This window comes from Staphylococcus sp. FSL K6-0223 (genome assembly GCF_038008285.1).
The window spans coordinates 674,128-691,831 of record NZ_JBBOYX010000001.1 but is presented as its reverse complement, the minus strand read 5'-3'; the positions used below and the strand labels follow the sequence as shown (position 1 = coordinate 691,831).

General features: G+C 34.2%; 30 protein-coding genes. 2 read left to right on the top strand and 28 right to left on the bottom strand.

Going from position 1 to position 17,704, the window contains the following annotated elements; genetic code table 11:
• Nucleotides 1-5: 5 nt before the first annotated feature.
• The 26 genes from rpsM to rpsJ form a co-directional block, all read right to left on the bottom strand.
• Nucleotides 6-371, bottom strand: a complete 366-nt coding sequence (rpsM, locus tag MHI13_RS03320; protein WP_002448629.1) for a 30S ribosomal protein S13 — start codon at nt 369-371, stop codon at nt 6-8.
• 22 nt (nt 372-393) lie between these two features.
• Entirely contained in the window at nt 394-507 is a 114-nt protein-coding gene (gene rpmJ, locus MHI13_RS03315; protein WP_001829709.1) for a 50S ribosomal protein L36, read from the bottom strand.
• A 31-nt stretch (nt 508-538) separates the two neighbouring features.
• Nucleotides 539-757: a translation initiation factor IF-1 gene (gene infA, locus MHI13_RS03310; RefSeq protein WP_001829792.1), complete on the bottom strand. Its 219-nt coding sequence runs from the start codon at nt 755-757 to the stop codon at nt 539-541.
• Nucleotides 758-956: 199 nt separating this feature from the next.
• Complete coding sequence (locus tag MHI13_RS03305) at nt 957-1,607, bottom strand: adenylate kinase (RefSeq protein WP_002448556.1); 651 nt, start codon at nt 1,605-1,607, stop codon at nt 957-959.
• 18 nt (nt 1,608-1,625) lie between these two features.
• Nucleotides 1,626-2,918, bottom strand: coding sequence for a preprotein translocase subunit SecY (secY, locus tag MHI13_RS03300; protein WP_002448596.1), 1,293 nt, complete (start codon nt 2,916-2,918; stop codon nt 1,626-1,628).
• Nucleotides 2,918-3,358 carry a 50S ribosomal protein L15 gene (rplO, locus tag MHI13_RS03295; RefSeq protein WP_017174842.1) on the bottom strand — a complete coding sequence of 147 codons (441 nt, stop codon included), beginning with the start codon at nt 3,356-3,358 and terminating at the stop codon, nt 2,918-2,920. Before rplO ends, secY begins: the two co-directional genes overlap by 1 nt.
• 19 nt (nt 3,359-3,377) lie before the next feature.
• Nucleotides 3,378-3,557 carry a 50S ribosomal protein L30 gene (gene rpmD / locus MHI13_RS03290; RefSeq protein WP_001096576.1) on the bottom strand — a complete coding sequence of 60 codons (180 nt, stop codon included), beginning with the start codon at nt 3,555-3,557 and terminating at the stop codon, nt 3,378-3,380.
• Between the two features lie 16 nt (nt 3,558-3,573).
• Complete coding sequence (gene rpsE, locus MHI13_RS03285) at nt 3,574-4,074, bottom strand: 30S ribosomal protein S5 (RefSeq protein ID WP_002448405.1); 501 nt, start codon at nt 4,072-4,074, stop codon at nt 3,574-3,576.
• Between the two features lie 20 nt (nt 4,075-4,094).
• Nucleotides 4,095-4,457, bottom strand: a complete 363-nt coding sequence (rplR, locus tag MHI13_RS03280; RefSeq protein ID WP_017174843.1) for a 50S ribosomal protein L18 — start codon at nt 4,455-4,457, stop codon at nt 4,095-4,097.
• A 31-nt stretch (nt 4,458-4,488) separates the two neighbouring features.
• Complete coding sequence (gene rplF / locus MHI13_RS03275) at nt 4,489-5,025, bottom strand: 50S ribosomal protein L6 (RefSeq protein WP_002448579.1); 537 nt, start codon at nt 5,023-5,025, stop codon at nt 4,489-4,491.
• Between the two features lie 24 nt (nt 5,026-5,049).
• Nucleotides 5,050-5,448, bottom strand: coding sequence for a 30S ribosomal protein S8 (rpsH, locus tag MHI13_RS03270; RefSeq protein ID WP_002448514.1), 399 nt, complete (start codon nt 5,446-5,448; stop codon nt 5,050-5,052).
• A gap of 31 nt (nt 5,449-5,479) precedes the next feature.
• On the bottom strand, nt 5,480-5,665 hold the full coding sequence (locus MHI13_RS03265) for a type Z 30S ribosomal protein S14 (RefSeq protein WP_001140799.1): 186 nt from the start codon (nt 5,663-5,665) through the stop codon (nt 5,480-5,482).
• Nucleotides 5,666-5,687: 22 nt separating this feature from the next.
• Nucleotides 5,688-6,227, bottom strand: a complete 540-nt coding sequence (gene rplE / locus MHI13_RS03260) for a 50S ribosomal protein L5 (protein ID WP_002448593.1) — start codon at nt 6,225-6,227, stop codon at nt 5,688-5,690.
• A gap of 25 nt (nt 6,228-6,252) precedes the next feature.
• Nucleotides 6,253-6,570, bottom strand: a complete 318-nt coding sequence (rplX, locus tag MHI13_RS03255; protein WP_002448459.1) for a 50S ribosomal protein L24 — start codon at nt 6,568-6,570, stop codon at nt 6,253-6,255.
• Between the two features lie 35 nt (nt 6,571-6,605).
• On the bottom strand, nt 6,606-6,974 hold the full coding sequence (gene rplN / locus MHI13_RS03250; protein WP_002432661.1) for a 50S ribosomal protein L14: 369 nt from the start codon (nt 6,972-6,974) through the stop codon (nt 6,606-6,608).
• A 31-nt stretch (nt 6,975-7,005) separates the two neighbouring features.
• A complete protein-coding gene (gene rpsQ / locus MHI13_RS03245) occupies nt 7,006-7,269 on the bottom strand; it encodes a 30S ribosomal protein S17 (protein WP_002448443.1) in 264 nt (87 codons plus the stop codon).
• Between the two features lie 26 nt (nt 7,270-7,295).
• Nucleotides 7,296-7,505, bottom strand: a complete 210-nt coding sequence (gene rpmC / locus MHI13_RS03240) for a 50S ribosomal protein L29 (RefSeq protein ID WP_037545088.1) — start codon at nt 7,503-7,505, stop codon at nt 7,296-7,298.
• Nucleotides 7,495-7,929 (bottom strand): 50S ribosomal protein L16, encoded by a 435-nt coding sequence (gene rplP / locus MHI13_RS03235; RefSeq protein ID WP_002448374.1) that lies wholly within the window; start codon nt 7,927-7,929, stop codon nt 7,495-7,497. The genes rpmC and rplP overlap by 11 nt, the downstream gene beginning before the upstream one ends.
• Before the next feature lie 2 nt (nt 7,930-7,931).
• Nucleotides 7,932-8,585, bottom strand: coding sequence for a 30S ribosomal protein S3 (gene rpsC, locus MHI13_RS03230; protein WP_017174845.1), 654 nt, complete (start codon nt 8,583-8,585; stop codon nt 7,932-7,934).
• Between the two features lie 23 nt (nt 8,586-8,608).
• A complete protein-coding gene (gene rplV, locus MHI13_RS03225; protein WP_001829734.1) occupies nt 8,609-8,962 on the bottom strand; it encodes a 50S ribosomal protein L22 in 354 nt (117 codons plus the stop codon).
• A 30-nt stretch (nt 8,963-8,992) separates the two neighbouring features.
• A complete protein-coding gene (gene rpsS / locus MHI13_RS03220) occupies nt 8,993-9,271 on the bottom strand; it encodes a 30S ribosomal protein S19 (RefSeq protein ID WP_002448348.1) in 279 nt (92 codons plus the stop codon).
• A 64-nt stretch (nt 9,272-9,335) separates the two neighbouring features.
• Nucleotides 9,336-10,169, bottom strand: a complete 834-nt coding sequence (gene rplB, locus MHI13_RS03215) for a 50S ribosomal protein L2 (RefSeq protein WP_002448473.1) — start codon at nt 10,167-10,169, stop codon at nt 9,336-9,338.
• A 36-nt stretch (nt 10,170-10,205) separates the two neighbouring features.
• Nucleotides 10,206-10,481 (bottom strand): 50S ribosomal protein L23, encoded by a 276-nt coding sequence (gene rplW / locus MHI13_RS03210; protein ID WP_002448403.1) that lies wholly within the window; start codon nt 10,479-10,481, stop codon nt 10,206-10,208.
• The gene (rplD, locus tag MHI13_RS03205; RefSeq protein ID WP_002448327.1) at nt 10,481-11,104 is read right to left on the bottom strand and encodes a 50S ribosomal protein L4; all 624 of its coding nucleotides are present in this window, start codon (nt 11,102-11,104) and stop codon (nt 10,481-10,483) included. The genes rplW and rplD overlap by 1 nt, the downstream gene beginning before the upstream one ends.
• Before the next feature lie 27 nt (nt 11,105-11,131).
• Nucleotides 11,132-11,794 (bottom strand): 50S ribosomal protein L3, encoded by a 663-nt coding sequence (gene rplC, locus MHI13_RS03200; RefSeq protein ID WP_002448523.1) that lies wholly within the window; start codon nt 11,792-11,794, stop codon nt 11,132-11,134.
• A 27-nt stretch (nt 11,795-11,821) separates the two neighbouring features.
• Nucleotides 11,822-12,130 (bottom strand): 30S ribosomal protein S10, encoded by a 309-nt coding sequence (rpsJ, locus tag MHI13_RS03195; protein ID WP_001118667.1) that lies wholly within the window; start codon nt 12,128-12,130, stop codon nt 11,822-11,824.
• Nucleotides 12,131-12,515: 385 nt separating this feature from the next.
• On the opposite strand from rpsJ, the gene MHI13_RS03190 reads away from it, so the two are divergent.
• Nucleotides 12,516-12,905 carry a hypothetical protein gene (locus tag MHI13_RS03190; protein WP_019835779.1) on the top strand — a complete coding sequence of 130 codons (390 nt, stop codon included), beginning with the start codon at nt 12,516-12,518 and terminating at the stop codon, nt 12,903-12,905.
• Nucleotides 12,906-12,962: 57 nt separating this feature from the next.
• Here MHI13_RS03190 and MHI13_RS03185 read toward each other — a convergent pair whose 3' ends face one another.
• Nucleotides 12,963-14,297, bottom strand: a complete 1,335-nt coding sequence (locus MHI13_RS03185) for an NCS2 family permease (RefSeq protein WP_002448576.1) — start codon at nt 14,295-14,297, stop codon at nt 12,963-12,965.
• Nucleotides 14,298-14,409: 112 nt separating this feature from the next.
• Complete coding sequence (locus MHI13_RS03180; RefSeq protein ID WP_070547827.1) at nt 14,410-16,545, bottom strand: DNA topoisomerase III; 2,136 nt, start codon at nt 16,543-16,545, stop codon at nt 14,410-14,412.
• A gap of 286 nt (nt 16,546-16,831) precedes the next feature.
• Between MHI13_RS03180 and MHI13_RS03175 the strand changes: the two genes are divergently transcribed.
• The gene (locus MHI13_RS03175) at nt 16,832-17,695 is read left to right on the top strand and encodes a GRP family sugar transporter (RefSeq protein ID WP_017174849.1); all 864 of its coding nucleotides are present in this window, start codon (nt 16,832-16,834) and stop codon (nt 17,693-17,695) included.
• Nucleotides 17,696-17,704: the final 9 nt, after the last annotated feature.

Genomic DNA, 17,704 nt, shown 5'->3' with positions numbered 1-17,704 from the left:
ACCTATTATTTTTTCTTATTAGCTACAGTTTTAACTGGGCCTTTACGAGTACGAGCATTGTTTTTAGTTTTTTGACCACGAACTGGTAAACCACGACGGTGGCGAATACCACGGTATGATGAAATTTCCATTAAACGTTTAATGTTTAAGTTTTGTTCACGGCGTAAGTCACCTTCTACTTTATAACCGTCAACTACTTCACGGATACGACCTAATTCGTCATCTGTTAAATCTTTTACACGTGTATCAGCTGATACGTTAGCTTCTTCAACAATTTTTTTAGCTGTTGAAGTACCGATACCATATACGTAAGTTAATGAAATAACTACGCGTTTTTCACGTGGAATATCTACTCCTGCAATACGTGCCATATATTTTTACACCTCTCTTTTATTAACCTTGTCTTTGTTTGTGCTTAGGATTGTCACAAATTACCATAACTTTACCTTTACGTTTAATGACTTTACATTTTTCGCAAATAGGTTTTACTGATGGTCTTACTTTCATTTTTATACCTCCCTATATTATGGAGTGACGATTATTTATAACGATACGTAATTCTACCGCGTGATAAATCATACGGAGACATTTCTACTGTTACTTTGTCGCCAGGTAGAATACGAATATAATTCATTCTAATTTTACCACTTACATGTGCTAAAATTTCATGACCATTTTCTAATTCTACTTTAAACATAGCATTTGGTAAAGTATCAAGTACTGTACCTTCTAATTCTATTACATCTTGTTTCGCCATTGATTAACTTCCCCCTTTTTACAATAGTAAGGTAATCGTCAATAGACAACTTCAACGATACGAATCTAATATAGTGAATAGTTATTATAAGTTTAACAAAATGCGGGAATTATGATCGTCATACGACACTCAAAAAATAAATTCTTGCCAGAGAAACCTAATCAAAGTTCACATAAATCTAGATCGCACATTAGTTGACCTATTTTAATTGATCTAAGATATCAATGACATCTTTGGTTACTTCGTCAATATCTTTCGCACCATCAATGTTTTTCAATACGCCTTTTTCATCGTAATACTCTAAAATTGGCTTAGATTGTTTAACATTAACGCTTAAACGATTAGATACTGTTTCTGGATTATCATCTTTACGTTGATAAAGTTTTCCACCATCGATATCACAAACACCATCAACCTTTGGAGGATTAAATACAAGATGATAAGTTGTACCACATTTCTCACAGATACGACGACCTGTAAGACGATTCATTAGCTCTTCCTCAGGAACTTCAATATTGATAACAGCATCAATATTTCTGTCAAGCTCAGACATAATGTTGTTTAATGCCTCAGCTTGCTCAATTGTTCTAGGGAATCCATCTAATAAGAAACCTTTTTTTGCATCGTCTTCAGAAATTCTTTCTTTAACGATACCTACAGTAACTTCATCAGGGACTAATTCTCCACGATCCATGTATGATTTAGCTTCTTTTCCTAAATCAGTTTCATCTTTAATCGCTTTTCTGAACATGTCACCAGTAGATATATGTGGTATTGGGAATTTCTTAACAATTTCACTCGCTTGAGTACCTTTACCAGCTCCAGGTAAACCCATTAAAATGATATTCATAAATTGCCCTCCTACAAATTATCTACCACCAAAGCCTTTATATTCTTTTTGACTCACTTGTGCTTCAAGTGATTTCATAGTTTCAATTGCTACACCAATAACGATTAATAAACTTGTACCACCAATTTGAATTGATTGAGGTAAATTCATAAATTTTGTCGCTATAATTGGAAGAATAGCAATAACTGCTAAGAAAATAGAGCCTACAAAAGTTAAGCGATAAAGTACTTTAGTAATATATTTTTTTGTTTGTTCCCCAGGTCTAATTCCTGGTACATAACTACCTTGTTTTTTCAAGTTGTCAGCCATTTTTTCAGGATTAACTTGAACAAAGGCATAGAAATATGCAAATGCAATAATTAATATAACATAAACAATCATACCATAAGTGTTTGAAGGGTTAGCATATTCTGCAATATTTTGCGCCCAATCAGCTTTAGGGAAGAACAATGTTAATGTTCTTGGCAATAAGAAGAATGCCATCGCAAAGATGACTGGAATAACCCCTGCAGAGTTTACTTTTAAAGGTAGATATGTTGCTTGTGATCCTAAACGTTGTGCAGATTGTTTTTTAGCATACTGAATTGGAATTTTACGTTTCGCTTCCAATACATAAATCGCTCCAATTGTTAATAAAATTAATCCAACAATTAAACCGATGACTTTTAACCATGCTAACGTTGTATCGTCATTACCAACAAATGCTTGTTGCACAAATTGGATAATTGATGATGGCAACGTTGATAAAATACCTGCAAAGATAATGATTGAAATACCATTACCTACACCAAACTGTGTAATTTGATCACCAAGCCAAATTAAAAATGCAGTTCCAGTTGTTAAAACTACAGCAATCAATAAATAACTCATGACAGATTGATGAATAATCAATTTACCGCCTAAATAGTTATTAAATTGAAATGCCATACCAATTGACTGTATAAATGCCAATATGATAGCGAAATAACGTGTTACATTGCTAAGCTTTCTTTTACCTACTTCACCTTGTTTAGCCCATTCAGTAAATTTAGGGACAATGTCCATTTGTAATAATTGCATTACGATAGAAGCAGTGATGTACGGCATTATACCCATAGCAAAGATAGAAAAGTTCTTTAAGGCTCCGCCACCAAACGTATTAAGAAGAGCAGCGACACCTTGATCAGAACCTTGCTGTTCAAAAGGCTCAGGATTAACTCCAGGAGCCGGAATATAAGTTCCTATTTTGAATATTACTAACATTGCTAATGTGAAGAAAATCTTGTTTCGAACTTCTTTAGTTTTAAAGAAGCTCATAAACGTTTGAAACATTAGATCACCTCGTGTGCTCCACCTTTAGCATCGATAGCTTCAACCGCTGAAGCTGAGAATTTGTGAGCTTTCACTGTCAATTTTTTATCAAGTGAACCATTACCTAGTACTTTAATACCAGATTTTTCATTCTTAACCACACCAGTTTCAACTAATAAAGCTGGAGTTACTTCAGTACCATCTTCAAATTGATTAAGTTGGTCTAAGTTAACAATAGCATATTCTTTACGATTAATGTTAGTGAAACCTCGTTTTGGTAAACGACGGAATAAAGGTAATTGTCCACCTTCAAATCCTGGTCTTACGCTACCACCTGAACGTGCTTTTTGACCTTTTTGACCGCGACCACTAGTTTTACCATTACCTGTACCAGCACCACGACCTACACGATTACGTACACGACGTGAACCTTCAGCTGATTTTAACTCATGTAATTTCATTATTTAGGCACCTCCTTAATTATTTTTCTTCAACTGTTAATAAGTGTTTAACTTTGTTGATTTGCCCACGAATTGCAGGGTTATCTTCAACAACTACTGAACTATTAGTCTTTTTAAGACCTAATGCTTCAACAGTTTTACGTTGTGTTTCAGGACGACCAATAACACTACGAGTGAGGGTAATTTGTAATTTAGCCATTATTTATTTTCCCTCCTTAATTATATAATTCTTCTACTGATTTGCCACGTAATTTCGCAACATCTTCAGCGTTTTTAAGGTTTTGTAAACCATTTAATGTCGCACGTACCATGTTGATAGGTGTATTTGAACCTAATGATTTACTTAAGATATCAGTGATACCTGCTAATTCTAATACGGCACGTACTGGACCACCAGCGATAACTCCTGTACCAGGTGCAGCTGGTTTCATAAATACGCTACCAGAACCATAACGGCCAGTGATAGTGTGAGGAGTTGTTCCTTCTACACGTGGAACTACTACTAAATCTTTTTTAGCTGCTTCTACAGCTTTTTTAATAGCTTCTGGTACCTCTTGAGCTTTACCAGTACCGAAACCTACACGACCATTTTTATCTCCTACTACTACTAATGCAGTGAAACGGAAACGACGTCCACCTTTAACAACTTTAGCAACACGATTAATTGTAACAACGCGTTCTTCAAATTCTTTCGTTTCTTCTTCTCTACGAGCCATGTATTTGTCCCTCCTTTAAATTAAAATTCTAATCCGTTTTCTCTCGCAGCTTCAGCTAACGCTTTAACGCGACCATGATATAAATAGCCACCACGATCAAATACGATTTCTTTGATACCTTTATCTGAAGCTTTTTTAGCGATTACTTCACCAACTTTAGTTGATAAATCAACTTTAGAAGTAGAATCACTAGCGATATCTTTATCTTGAGATGAAGCTTGTACTAAAGTTTCACCTTTAACATCATCAATAATTTGTGCATAAATATGTTTGTTTGAACGGTATACATTTAAACGTGGTTTTTCAGCTGTACCTGATAATTTAGTACGCACACGAGCATGTCTTTTCAAACGCACTTTGTTTTTATCAATTTTACTGATCATTGTATTACTCCTTTCTTTAGAGAGTTATCTATTATTTACCAGTTTTACCTTCTTTACGGCGAACATATTCACCTTGGTAACGGATACCTTTTCCTTTATAAGGTTCTGGAGGTCTTACTGAACGAATATTAGAAGCGATAGCTCCAACTTGTTCTTTAGATACACCAGATACTGTAACAGTTGTATTTTTCTCTACTGCGAAAGTAATGCCATCTTCAGCTTTAATTTCAACAGGATGAGAGTAACCAACGTTTAATACTAAGTCATTACCTTGCATTTGAGCACGGTAACCTACACCAACAAGTTCAAGAGTTTTAACAAAACCTTGAGAAACACCTTGTACCATATTATTTAATAACGCACGAGTTGTACCGTGAACTGTTCTATCTTCTTTAGAATCAGTAGGTCTTACAACTTCTAGAGTGTTTTCATCTTGTTTAAAAGTCATTCTTTCATCAAAAGTTCTAGTTAATTCACCTTTAGGACCTTTTACAGTAGCTGTTTGTCCGTCAAAAGTTACTGTAACGTCACTAGGGATGTCAATAATTTTCTTACCAACACGACTCATGTTATGGCACCTCCTTATTTATTATTACCAAACGTATGCGATGATTTCTCCACCAACGTTACGTTTTCTAGCTTCTTTATCAGTGATAACACCTTCAGAAGTTGAAACTAATGCGATACCTAAACCATTTAATACTTTAGGCACTTCGTTCGCTTTAGCATATACACGTAAACCTGGTTTTGAGATACGTTTTAATCCTGTGATAACACGTTCATTGTTTTGACCATATTTTAAGAATAAACGAATAACACCTTGTTTATCATCTTCAACGTATTCTACGTTTTTAATGAAACCTTCATTTTTTAAGATTTCAGCAATTTGTTTTTTAATATTTGATGCAGGTAATTCTAATTTCTCGTGACGCACCATGTTTGCGTTTCTTACACGAGTAAGCATATCTGCGATTGGATCTGTCATAGTCATTTATTGTTGCCTCCTTTCAAACTCTTTTATCTTACCAGCTAGCTTTACGTACGCCAGGAATTTGGCCTTTATAAGCTAATTCACGGAAACAAATACGGCATAATTTAAATTTACGATATACAGAATGTGGACGACCACAGCGTTCACAACGAGTATATTCACGTACTGCATATTTTTGTTTTTTCTGTTGCTTAGCAACCATAGAAGTTTTAGCCACTTAATTAGCCTCCTTTTAGAGATTATTTACGAAATGGCATACCGAAGTTTGTTAACAATTCACGAGCTTCCTCGTCAGTGTTAGCAGTTGTTACGATAACAATATCCATTCCTCTTACTTTACTTACTTTATCATAATCGATTTCTGGGAAAATTAATTGTTCTTTAATTCCTAAAGTGTAGTTACCACGACCATCGAAAGCTGTTTTAGAAACACCTTGGAAGTCACGTACACGAGGTAATGAAACTGCGATTAATTTATCTAAGAATTCATACATTCTTTCTCCGCGAAGTGTTACTTTTGCACCGATTGGCATACCTTCACGTAAACGGAATGTTGCAACTGATTTTTTTGCTTTAGTGATTAATGGTTTTTGTCCAGTGATTAATTCTAACTCTTCAACAGCATTATCTAACACTTTAGAGTTTTGAACTGCATCACCAACACCCATATTTACAACGATTTTTTCGATTTTTGGTACTTCCATTACTGAACTATAGTTGAATTTTTTAACTAAGTTTTGAGTAACTTCAGTATTATATCTTTCTTTTAAACGGTTCAAAGTGGATCCTCCTTTCAACTAGTTATTAATTATTAGATTTGATTTCTTCGCCAGATTTTTTAGCGATACGAACTTTTTTACCATCTACAAATTTGTAACCAACACGAGTAGGTTCATTTGTTTTAGGATCTAATAATTGTACGTTAGAAACATGGATTGCTGCCTCTGTTTCTAAGATTCCACCTTCAGGATTTAATTGAGTTGGTTTTTGGTGTTTTTTAATAACGTTAACACCTTCCACAACGACGCGGTCTTTTTTAGGTTCAGTAGCGATTACTTTACCTTCTTTACCTTTATCTTTACCTGCGATAACTTTAACGTTGTCACCTTTTTTGATATGCATGTGGGCACCTCCTTAAATATTATGGTTTTTATAAATTATAGTACTTCTGGTGCTAATGATACGATTTTCATGAAGTTACCTTCACGTAATTCACGAGCAACAGGACCAAAGATACGAGTACCACGTGGGCCTTTGTCATCACGAATAATGACACATGCATTTTCATCAAATTTGATATAAGAACCATCGTTACGACGTACGCCTGATTTAGTTCTAACAACAACAGCTTTCACAACGTCGCCTTTTTTAACAACGCCACCTGGTGTTGCATTTTTAACAGTACATACGATGATATCGCCAATGTTCGCTGTTTTGCGACCAGATCCACCTAATACTTTGATTGTAAGTACTTCACGAGCACCAGAGTTGTCTGCTACTTTTAAACGCGTTTCTTGTTGGATCATTAGTTAAACCTCCCTTATCTCTAATCTTGTATTAAATAATTACTGATTCTTCAACAATTTCTACTAAACGGAAACGTTTTGATGCTGATAAAGGACGAGTTTCTTGAATTCTAACAATATCTCCTAATTTAGCTGAATTGTTTTCATCATGAGTTTTATATTTTTTAGAGTATTTTACTCGTTTACCGTATAATTTGTGTGTTTTGTAAGTTTCAACAAGTACAGTAATTGTTTTGTCCATTTTATCAGAAACAACTTTACCTACATAAACTTTACGATCGTTTCTTTCACTCACTTTTGTAACCTCCTCTTTCTTATACTTTATTTATTAGCTTTACTTTGTTCAATTTCTCTTTCACGAGCAACAGTTTTTAGACGTGCAATTGTTTTTCTAACTGTACGAATACGTGCAGTTTCTTCTAATTGACCTGTAGCTAACTGAAAGCGTAGGTTAAAAAGCTCTTCTTTTGAAGATTTGATTTGTTCTTCGATTTCTGAAGTGGTTAAGTCTCTAATTTCCTTAGCTTTCATTTGTTTCACCACCCAATTCTTCACGTTTTACAAACTTAGTTTTTACTGGAAGTTTGTGACTTGCTAAACGTAATGCTTCACGAGCTACATCTTCAGATACACCAGCGATTTCAAATAAAATACGACCTGGTTTTACAACTGCGATCCAGCCTTCAACAGCACCTTTACCAGCACCCATACGTACTTCTAAAGGTTTTTTAGTGTAAGGCGTATGTGGGAAGATTTTAATCCAAACTTTCCCGCCACGTTTCATGTAACGTGTCATAGCGATACGAGCAGATTCGATTTGACGAGATGTGATCCAAGAAGTTGTTGTAGCTTGTAAACCATACTCACCAAATGTTACAAAGTTACCGCCTTTAGAACGACCAGTTGTTTTTGGACGATGTTGACGACGATATTTAACACGTTTTGGTAGTAACATTATTATTTTCCTCCTTCACTAGTATTCTTAGTAGGAAGAACTTCACCACGATAAATCCATACTTTAACACCTAATTTACCATAAGTAGTGTCTGCTTCAGCATGTGCATAATCAATGTCAGCACGTAAAGTATGAAGTGGAACAGTTCCTTCTGAATATTGTTCAGCACGAGCGATGTCAGCTCCGCCTAAACGACCTGATACTTGAGTTTTGATACCTTTTGCACCAAGTTTCATAGCTCTTGTAATAGCTTGTTTTTGTACACGACGGAATGAAGCACGATTTTCTAATTGACGTGCGATATTTTCTGCTACTAAACGAGCATCCATATCAACTTTTTTAATTTCTACAACGTTGATGTGTACTTTTTTATCAGTTAAGTTATTTAATTTATTACGAAGTTTTTCAATTTCTGAACCGCCTTTACCAATTACCATACCAGGTTTACCAGTGTGGATTGCGATGTTAATACGGTTAGCAGCACGTTCAATGTCAACGTGAGAAACTGACGCTTCTTTTAATTCGTTATCAATGAATTTACGGATTCTTAAATCTTCGTGTAATAAAGAAGCGAAATCTTTTTCAGCGTACCATTTAGCTTCCCAATCACGGATAACTCCAACACGAAGTCCGATAGGATTAATTTTTTGACCCACAGTATTCCCTCCTTAAATAGTTATTAAGCTTCTTTAGCTTCTTCTTTACCGTCACTTACGACGATTGTAATGTGGCTTGTACGTTTGTTGATTGCACTTGCACGACCTTGTGCACGTGGACGGAAACGTTTTAAAGTTGGTCCTTCATTTGCATATGCTTCTTTAACAACTAATTCATCTGTATTCATGTCATAGTTATGTTCAGCATTTGCTAAAGCGGACATTAATACTTTTTCAATTACTGGTGATGAAGCTTTATTAGTTAATTTTAAAATAGCAATAGCTTCTCCAGCATTTTTACCTCTAATTAAGTCAAGAACTAATCTTACTTTACGAGGTGCGATTCTGATTGTTCTAGCAACCGCTTTTGCTTCCATTAGGATATCCTCCTCTACTTATATATATTATTATCTACTAGTTTTTTTATCGTCAGCTGCATGTCCTTTAAATGTACGAGTTGGAGCAAATTCACCTAATTTGTGACCAACCATATCTTCAGTTACATAAACAGGTACATGTTTACGACCATCATATACTGCAAAAGTATGACCGATGAAATTTGGGAAAATTGTAGAACGACGTGACCATGTTTTGATTACTTGTTTCTTTTCACTTCCGTCTTGAGCTTCTACTTTTTTCATTAAATGATCATCAACGAAAGGTCCTTTTTTAATACTACGAGCCATTTGGGCGCCTCCCTTCTTATTGTGTGCGTGCAGCTGTTAAGCCGCACACTCAAATAAGTTGTTATTATTTTCTTTTACGTCCACGAACGATAAGTTTATCAGATGATTTTTTACCGCGACGTGTTTTCTTACCAAGCGTTGGTTTACCCCATGGTGACATTGGAGATGGTCTACCGATAGGAGCACGACCTTCACCACCACCGTGTGGGTGATCGTTAGGATTCATTACAGAACCACGAACTGTTGGACGGATACCTTTCCATCTTGAACGACCAGCTTTACCAGCGTTAACAAGTTCATGTTGTAAGTTACCAACTTGACCGATTGTAGCACGGCAAGTAGATAAAATCATACGTACCTCACCAGAACGTAATCTGATTAATACATATTTACCTTCTTTACCAAGTACTTGTGAACTTGCACCTGCTGAACGAGCAATTTGTCCACCTTTACCAGGTTTTAATTCGATATTATGAATTACAGTACCAACTGGAATATTTTGTAATGGTAAAGCATTACCAACTTTGATATCTGCTTCAGCACCACTTTCAACTGTTTGGCCTACTTGTAATCCTTTTGGTGCGATAATGTAACGTTTTTCACCATCAGCATATACTAATAAAGCAATGTTAGCTGAACGGTTTGGATCATATTGGATTGAATCAACTTTAGCAGTGATTCCGTCTTTATTACGTTTGAAGTCAATTACACGATATTGACGTTTATGTCCTCCACCATGGTGACGAACTGTTAATTTACCTTGATTGTTACGACCCGCTTTTTTCGGTAGCGGTTGTAATAATGACTTTTCAGGTGTAGTCTTCGTGATTTCAGCGAAGTCTAACGTAGTCATATTACGACGACCATTTGTAATTGGCTTATATTTTTTAAGAGCCATTGTCGCTTACCTCCTTAATGGTAATATTATTTTATTTTAGTTGAATAAGTCGATTGAACCTTCTTTAAGTTTTACAATCGCTTTTCTTCTTTTATTTGTATAGCCTTGATAACGGCCCATACGTTTTTTCTTTGGTTTGTAGTTGATGATATTTACACTTTCAACTTTAACGTCGAAAATTTCTTCAACTGCAATTTTAACTTGAGTTTTGTTAGCACGAGTATCTACGTCAAAAGTATATTTATCTTCAGCCATTGCTTCAGAAGATTTTTCAGTGATTACGGGGCGCTTAAGAACATCTCTAGCTTCCATTATCCGAGCACCTCCTCAACTTTTTTCGCAGCTGATTCAGTAATGATTACACTGTCAGCGCTAGTGATATCTAATACGTTTAATCCTTGAGCAGTACTTACTTGTACACCAGGAATATTACGTGCAGATAATTCAACATTTACATCTTCGTTTTCTGTTACTACTAACACTTTTTTAGGTTGTTCAAGTGTAGTTAAAACATTTTTGAATTCTTTTGTTTTTGGTGCATCAAAACCAAAAGTATCAACGATTGTAAAGTTGTTTTCTTGAACTTTGAAAGATAATGCAGAACGTAATGCTAAACGACGCATTTTCTTAGGCATTTTGTATGAATAGCTTCTTGGAGTTGGTCCGAAAACGATACCACCACCACGCCATTGTGGAGCACGGATTGTACCTTGACGTGCACGTCCTGTACCTTTTTGTCTCCATGGTTTACGTCCACCACCACGAACAGCTGAACGATTTTTCACTGCGTGTGTACCTTGACGTAAAGAAGCACGTTGTAAATTGATTGCTTCGAAAAGAACACTGTTGTTTGGTTCGATTGCGAAAACTGAATCGCTTAATTCAACTGAACCAGATTTTGATCCGTCTACTTTTAATACATCATAATTAGCCATTATGCTTTTTCCTCCTTTCGCTACTTATTATTTATTACCTTTTTTAATTGAAGATTTAATTTCTACAAAACCTTTTTTAGGTCCAGGTACATTACCTTTTACTAAAATAACATTGTTATCAGTATCAACTTGAACAACTTCTAAGTTTTGAACTGTAACTGTGTTACCGCCCATACGTCCAGGCATTTTTTGACCTTTAAATACTCTTGAAGCATCTGAAGCCATACCTACTGAACCTGGAGCTCTGTGGAAATGAGAACCGTGAGCCATTGGTCCACGACCTTGACCATGACGTTTAATTGCACCTTGGAAACCTTTACCTTTTGAAGTTCCTGTAACATCAATAATGTCTCCAGCTTCAAAAGTATCTACTGTGACTTCTTGACCTACTTCGTATTCATCAACATTAACGTTTCTGAATTCACGAATGAAGCGCTTAGGTGCTGCGCCAGCTTTTTTAGCGTGACCTTCAGCTGGTTTATTTGCATATTTATTTGATTTAGCATCTTTTTTATATGCTTGTTTGTCTGCAAAACCTACTTGGATAGCATTGTAGCCATCAACTTCTTCAGTTTTCTTTTGTAATACTACGTTTTGATTTGCTTCTACTACTGTAACAGGGATTAATTCACCGTTTTCTCCGAATACTTGTGTCATCCCAATTTTTCTTCCTAAGATTCCTTTGGTCATCGAAAGTCCACCTCCTAAATTGATCTATTATAATTTAATTTCGATGTCTACACCAGATGGTAAGTTTAAGCCCATTAAAGCATCAACTGTTTTTGGTGTTGGGTTAACAATGTCGATTAAACGTTTATGTGTACGTTGTTCGAATTGTTCACGAGAATCTTTATACTTGTGCACCGCACGAATAATTGTATAAACAGATTTTTCTGTTGGTAACGGAATTGGTCCAGATACATCTGCACCAGAACGTTTAGCAGTTTCAACAATCTTTTCTGCTGATTGATCAATTACACGGTGATCATAAGCTTTTAATCTGATTCTGATTTTTTGTTTTGCCATAATTTTCCCTCCTTGTTCGTCTACATTGAAGTGATAGACTTCTCCACGAAAACTATCTCACACAACGCCATGGCAAAGCGGCCGGGTGTGTCAGTAACCTTTCGCTTCATCGCTTTCTTTAAGTCCAACATTAAATATGTTACAAGAAAAACACTGATAAATCAAGGTTTTTCTTTAACTTTTTTTATTTACGTCTAACACATACTTAAGTATTGTACTGGAAATTTTTATGTAGTTCAACCATTTTGAGTAAATTTTTTCCCTTTTTTCTATAAACCTTTATAATAGATATAGAGAGTAATGAATTTTGAAATTATAGCTATACATTTTTAATGCTAATTTATTTTAAAATTCATGAACTTTATCGGAGGTGAATATAATATAAATGAAAAGAAATGTGAAACTTACTTTAGCAATTATTAGTATCTTCTTAATAGCTAGTGAATTTTTCTATGGTATTCCTTTTTTAGGAGGCTCAGTTATTCTTGGCTTTGGTTGGCAACCTTTATTATTAAATGCTTTACTTTATCTTATTTTAGGAATCATTCTATTAGTAGATTCTCAAAACACAATTAAGCCAATGGCAATGATTCCATTTATTGGATTAATTGGATCATTTGTTGCTTTTCTACCTATTATTGGTATGTTTACGCATTGGGTACTCTTTTTCTTAATGGTATTCTTTATATTTGTTGTGCTCAACGCACCAACTTACATTCCAAATAAAGATTCTAAAGTTATTTATACTCAATACAAAGATGATAAAAACAATTAATAATTTCAATATTAAAAAGACACATTTAATTCAAAAATTAAATGTGTCTTTTTATGTCTAACCGTGTACAAACACGAAGTATAAAATAAATAATACCATTAATACATACATGATAGGATGAACTTCTTTATGTTTTTTAGTAATTAACATTGTTATTGGATAGAAGATAAACCCACATGCAATACCTGTAGCAATTGAATATGATAAAGGCATCATAATGATTGTAATAAATGCTGGTACTGCTACTTCAAATTTTTTCCAATTAATTTCAGCAAAGTTTGCCGCCATTAAAATACCAACTACAACTAACGCTGGTGTTGTTACTGCACTTGTAACGACTTCAATTAGTGGACTAAAGAATAATGCTAATAAGAAACAAAAACCAGTTATGATACTTGCAAAACCTGTACGTGCTCCTACTGCAACACCAGAAGTAGATTCAATATAAGAGGTTGTTGTAGTTGTACCAAAAATAGCCCCAACAATTGTAGCAAGTGAGTCTGCAAATAATGCTCTTCCAGCTCTTGGTAACTTATTGTCTTTCATTATACCTGCTTGGGTTGCTACTGCTACTAAAGTACCTGCAGTATCAAAGAAATCAATAAAGAAGAACGTTAAAATAACAATAAGAAATTGGATAGTAAATAATTGGCCTGGATCTTTAAATGCTTCAAAAGCTGCTCCAAATGTAGGTGTAATACTTGGAATTTTACCTACAATACCTGATGGTGTATGAATTTGACCTGTAATCATCCCTACAATTGCAGTTATAATCATACCAATAAAAATTGAACCTGGAACCTTTCTAGCATATAAAATGATTGTTATAGCAATCCCAAATATAGCTAAAAGTACTGATGGTTTAGTTAAATGACCTAATGTTACAAGCGTTGAATCATTTTTTACAATAATACCTGCACTTTGTAAACCTACAAAAGTAATAAATAGCCCTATACCTGCCGAAACCGCCATTTTCATTTCATAGGGTATTGCATTAATAATTATTTCCCTCAATCCAGTTGCTGTTAATATCGCAAAGAATATACCTGAAAATAGCACACCTGTTAAACCGATTTGCCAAGGAATTCCCATTGTTAAAACAACTGTAAATGCAAAGAACGCATTTAACCCCATCCCTGGGGCAAGCGCAATCGGATATCTTGCAATCAGTCCCATGAATAAAGATCCTACAAAGGCTGCTAATGCTGTCGCTACAAAAATGGCACCTTGATCCATTTTCATATCACCAGATATACCTTTAACACCTGCTAAACTTAAGACTTGAGGATTCACGGCTAATATATAAGCCATTGATAAGAAAGTTGTGATACCACCGATGATTTCTCTTTTGTAGTTAGTACCATACTCGTCGAATTGGAAGTATTTTTTCACAGCTTTAAACTCCTTTTTTTGAAATACTTTAATAGTTTAATATTACTTACTTAAAAAAACAATACTAAAAACGAACTTTTATCGACTTATTTCATTATAAGTTCGATTTTAGTTAAAATTTTAAGTTCTTTAATGCATCTTTAAAAGGATTATTATCCAATTCATCATGATTATTCATATATTTTTTCATATCTTTTTTAGAAACTTTACCATTATTTTTATTTTTCAATCGTTGATCCATTTGTGCTTGGGTTTCAGTATGACCGCATACACATCGGTAGACCGCTTCTTTTCCTCTTCCAAACAATGTCATTTTCTTTTTACAGTTAGGACAACGTGCATTCGTTTTACGTTGAATATTCTTTTTAGTATGACAGCTAGGATCTTGACACACTAGCATTTGTCCGTTTTTAGTTTTTACTTTTATCATAAATTTACCGCAATTGGGACATTCAGTAGAAGTTAAATTATCATGTTTATATTTTTGATCACTATGTTTGATTTCCCCAACAATTTCTTTAGTAAAATCTTTCATCTCATTAATAAATTGTTTAGCGTTATATTTACCTTTCTCAATAGAAAGTAATTTTTCTTCCCATTCTGCAGTCATTAAAGGAGAAGTCAGCGCTTTAGGAGAAAGCTCTAATATTTGTTTTCCTTTAGATGTCACTTTTAATTTCCCATCTTTTGATTCTATTGCATTAATATTGAATAGTTTTTCAATAATATCTGCACGCGTCGCTACTGTTCCAATTCCTCCCGTCTTATGAAGGGTATTAGCGTACTTTTTGTCATTCAATTGAATATAATTTTGTGGGTTTTCCATCGCCTTAAGTAAGCTACCTTCATTGAAATATTCAGGTGGTGTTGTTTCATGTTCGTTTACTTTGACTTGTTGTACATGATAGGTCTCTTCCTTGCTAAAAGTGATAGCCTTATTAGCAGTTGAATCATTGTTACTAAGTGCTTTAAATCCTAATTTACGTGTGACGTTTTTGGCATGTTTAAATTGATATTCTCCCACTTTTAAAAAAACCTGTGTCGCTTCATACTGATAAGGATCCATTAATGTTTCTAAAAATCGTTGTGCAACCATTAAATATAGTTTTGTTTCTCTGTTAGTTAATGTATCAAAGTTGGGTCTAATTTCAGTTGGGATAATCGCATGATGGTCTGACACTTTTTGATTATTAAAAATATGCATCTTAGTTGTAAATGACTTAGTCAATAACTGACGAGCATGTGATTTATAATCAGTCGCTAATAAGGCTTGGAGACGTTCTTGTATGGTATCTGTCATATCGTTAGACAAGTAGTTAGAATCTGTTCTTGGATATGTTAATAGTTTATGACGTTCATAAAGACTCTGTAAGGTATTTAAAGTTTCTTTGGGTCCCATTTTAAATCGCTGGTATGATGCTTGTTGTAAATCAGTTAAATTATATAAAGGTTTTGCGTAAGATTTTTTTTGCTTAATTGAAACATCTTCAATCTGACCTGATTGTCCTTCTATTTTTTTAGATAATTTTTGTATTTCTTCTTTATTAGTAAATCTTTGATTCGTTTGAATATCAAATATAGCGTCATTTACATTTAAAGAAAGTGTGTAATACTTTTGAGGTTTAAAATGATTAATTTCTTGTTGTCGATGATAAACCAGTTGAATCGTTGGTGTTTGTACTCTTCCTAATGAAAGTTGAGCATCATATTTAGTTGTCAGTGCTCTAGTAGCATTAATACCCACTATCCAGTCCGCTTCACTTCGTGCAAGAGCTGCTTGATACAAGTGATTATATTCACGTCCATCTTTTAAATGTTTAAAGCCTTGTTGTATTGCTTTTTTAGTCACCGAACTAATCCATAAACGTTTAATTGGCTTTTTATTTTTTACTTTATCTAAGATGAGACGTGCTACCAGTTCTCCTTCACGTCCAGCATCTGTAGCAATAATAATGTCTTTCACATCTTTATTTAATATTAAAGATTTTACAATTTTAAATTGTTTACTTGTCTTACCTATGACCACAGTATGCATTTGCTTAGGTAATATAGGTAAATCTTCTAATTTCCATTCTTTATATGTTTTATCATAATGTTCTGGTTGCGCATTTGTTACTAAATGACCTAAAGCCCATGTCACTATATAGCGATGATTTGCAATATATCCATTATGTTTTTCTTTAATATTTAGTGCTTCTGCAATATCTCTCGCTACTGAGGGTTTTTCCGCTAGAATTAATGATTTCATTCAAATTTCCTTTCGCATTCTTACTTTTTATTTTCATACGTTTAATATTGTAACATGTATAGCAATAGTGTTACTTTCCATCTCAACTTATTAATTTAAAGTAAAACCCCTATATTAAATTCAGCTTACTAAAATACTTAGGCTATACATTTTTATAATATTAGTCTTTTATATTTTATAAAAAAATGAGCAATTGCGTTTTATATCAATCACAAATAATATAAAATATTCACCAAGTGTTATGGAAAGGAAAGCACTTATTTTTGAAAAGGAGAGTGAGTAATAAATGCAGATTATTAACATATTAATCGCCTTATTACCTGCATTATTTTGGGGAAGTCTCGTATTAATCAATGTATTTGTAGGAGGAGGTCCATACAATCAAATTAGAGGTACAACGTTAGGTACATTGGTTATTGGTTTAATCTTACTTCTTACAGGTCATGCACAATTTGATAACCCTACTGTCATCATTGTAGGGTTAATTTCTGGTGCAATGTGGGCATTCGGTCAAGGAACTCAATTACAATCTGTTAACCTTGTCGGCGTATCTAAAACAATGCCTATTTCTACTGGTTTACAATTAGTAGGTACAACTTTATTTAGTGCTATCTTTTTAGGTGAATGGAGTACTGGATTACAAGTTACTTTAGGACTTATTGCAATGGTTTTATTAGTAACAGGAATTGCCCTTACATCACTAAAAGGAAAAAATGAGCGTTCTACAAAAGATCCTAATTTTAGTAAAGCAATGGTGATTCTAGTTGTAGGTACATTAGGTTATGTAGGTTATGTAGTAATCGGGAATATATTTGGCGTAAATGGTACTGATGCCTTATTCTTCCAATCAGTTGGTATGGCTATTGGTGGATTTTTACTTTCAATGAGACATGAAACAAATATTAAATCTACCACACTTAATATTATTCCAGGGATTGTTTGGGGAATAGGTAACTTATTTATGTTCTATTCTCAACCTAAAGTTGGTGTAGCAACAAGTTTCTCATTATCACAATTATTAGTTATAGTTTCTACTCTTGGTGGTATATTCTTATTAGGTGAGAAAAAAGATCGACGCCAAATGATTGGGATTTGGTCAGGTATTGCGTTGATTATCATCGCAGCAATTATATTAGGAAACTTAAAATAAGTATATTGA